This window comes from Vibrio sp. 10N.222.49.C9, assembly GCF_041474985.1.
Lineage (GTDB): Bacteria > Pseudomonadota > Gammaproteobacteria > Enterobacterales > Vibrionaceae > Vibrio > Vibrio crassostreae_C.
Genome location: NZ_JBFRVD010000642.1, coordinates 1 through 439 on the forward strand (window position 1 = coordinate 1; position 439 = coordinate 439).

The following is a 439-nucleotide window of genomic DNA, read 5'->3' on the forward strand; positions in this document are numbered from 1 at the left end:
GCGGATAAGCGACAAAGGTGGCGCCCTGCACATAGAGATGTAGCTTCCAGTTAGATAGCCCCTCAACAATAGCTTTTGGCGACAACCCCAAGCCATGCAGGAAAAAAACCAAGGCAATGCCTAAAACGGTAATGGTATCGAGGTGCAATACCCCGCCACTTTTTCCTAAATCTGGGGTAAACACCGCTAAAACGATGGCCACTACCATCCCTACAAGAAACCATTCTTTTTTAAATTTATTGATGATGCTCATACACACTTTTATCGTTTGAATGCTGCCTACACAGGCGATATCGGACACACTGATCCTAACGACTTTGCTCTGATTACGCTATCAAAAAGACGGGTATAAAACTCAAATGGAAGGAATAGGGAAAAGAAAAAGGCAAGCCTAATAGCTTGCCTTCACTAGTGCGTTAATAAGCGCGTTAACAAATAC

1 protein-coding gene is annotated in these 439 nt (G+C 43.5%); it reads right to left on the reverse strand.

Annotated elements, in window-relative coordinates:
* A partial coding sequence (locus AB4585_RS24855) for a bile acid:sodium symporter (RefSeq protein WP_372171418.1) occupies window positions 1–208 on the reverse strand: 208 nt, incomplete at its 3' end.
* Window positions 209–439: the final 231 nt, after the last annotated feature.